Genomic DNA, 1,679 nt, shown 5'->3' on the forward strand with positions numbered 1-1,679 from the left:
TAACTAGGGTTTGCTGAATAATCGATCGCAAACTAAGAACAGGAGTGATCGATATATTCAAGCAGAGTTATATATAAGTTTTTTCGGTATCAAGTCCCCCCAATTATAATTGGGGATTATCTTCAACCCAAAAACAGGTGTTCTTTTTCCAAATAGACAGAAAAACACACAAAAAACCCGGCGCCACCAGGTAGCAAGGTTCATAACCAAAAAAGTAATTGCAATAACCGTACCAGAGGTATTATCAAGTTTAGCCATAACTCTATTGAGACCGAATCTTCTTTTCCCTTGCCCAAACTTTCCCTCTATTGCATTTCTAATTCTTTCATCTTCTAAAGCTTGCTTCTTTTTTGCTTTACTCACATTTGCTGGGGGTCTTCCTAGAGGTGGCCCACTAATTCTAATGCCTCTTTCTTTACACCATGCTCGGTTTTCTCTTGTACGGTAAATGCGATCGGCATGAACGGACTCGGGATAATATCCTGTGAATCTATAATAAGCTTCTACTTGGGCTTTTAAGTCCCCTGATTCGTTAAAGTTATCCCAGCTCATCCGGTCTAAAAATACATATCCTTCAAAACAACTGGCTGATAGTTTGGCTCCAAATTCTACGCTTTTTCCGGCTTTTCCTCTGACTATGGGACGAATATGGGGTTGACTTAAACTTACTATTCTATCCTCAATACTCTGTTTATCGTTGTCAAATAACCACTGTTGTTGGCGAGCGACTTCTGTGAGGACTAGCAAGGTTTTATATTGTTTTTTATTCAGACCTTCTAGGCTCGCACCCGCATCAATTAGCTGTTCAATATGAGCCTGGTTTCTTTTGATATATTGAAGTTGTTTTTTAATTGCTTGTCTTTTTTTGTTTTTGGTCGGTCGTCGTTGTTTGGCTACTGCTAAGTAGTCTTTCCTGGCTAGGTTACGGTAGGTTCTTGGTTTTTTAGTGGTTTTTTCTTTAATTTGTTTATACAGAATATCTAGGATTTTTTCTGTATGAACTCGGGCTGCGTTTAATAGTCCTAAGTCGGTCGGATAACTAATGTCGGCTGGGGCGCAGGTTGCATCTATGATTAGTTTACCGCGATTGGGTGACTCATTTTTGGCGTCCGAATCCTTTTTTTTTTCGGGTTTGACAGGCGTGATTTCTCGCATTTTTTCAACCATGCGTTCGTTCACTTTATTAATTAGGTTGGGACTGATTCGTTGCCGAAAGTGTACTAAGAGGGATGGGTCAAATGCGAGTTCGTTGCTGTAGCTTGATTGACCGATGAAGTATTGCAGATAGGGGTTTTCACGGATCTGTTCTACTGTTTCACGATCGCTAATTCCTAATTTTTCTTTAATAATTAATGCCCCCAATGCCATCCTAAAGGATTTAGCAGGGGCCCCCTTTTCTGTGGGGAAGTTGGCCGCATATTCTGATTCAAATTCAGACCACGGGATTATTTGGGCCATTTTTACCCAACGGTTATCTGCTGACAACTTTCCACATGAGGGGAGTTCAAAGTCGGAGGGTGAGGGGGGAGCAAGCTCAGCTTTTCGGTACACGATCGCAGATGGTGATGCACGGGTTTTGCTCTATTTTACCTGTTTTTTTTGCACCTGACTTGCATCGCACCAGTTCTTAACCCATGCCACGTCAAGTGCGACCGATATATTCAGCAAGCCCTAACTAA

The 1,679-nt window shown here is 41.4% G+C and carries 1 protein-coding gene; it reads right to left on the reverse strand.

Annotated elements, in window-relative coordinates; genetic code table 11:
- Positions 1-57: 57 nt before the first annotated feature.
- A complete protein-coding gene (locus tag IQ270_RS30075; RefSeq protein WP_193976753.1) occupies positions 58-1,551 on the reverse strand; it encodes an IS5 family transposase in 1,494 nt (497 codons plus the stop codon).
- Positions 1,552-1,679 lie beyond the last annotated feature (128 nt).

The organism is Microcoleus sp. LEGE 07076 (genome assembly GCF_015207455.1).
Taxonomy (GTDB): Bacteria; Cyanobacteriota; Cyanobacteriia; order Cyanobacteriales; family Microcoleaceae; genus Microcoleus.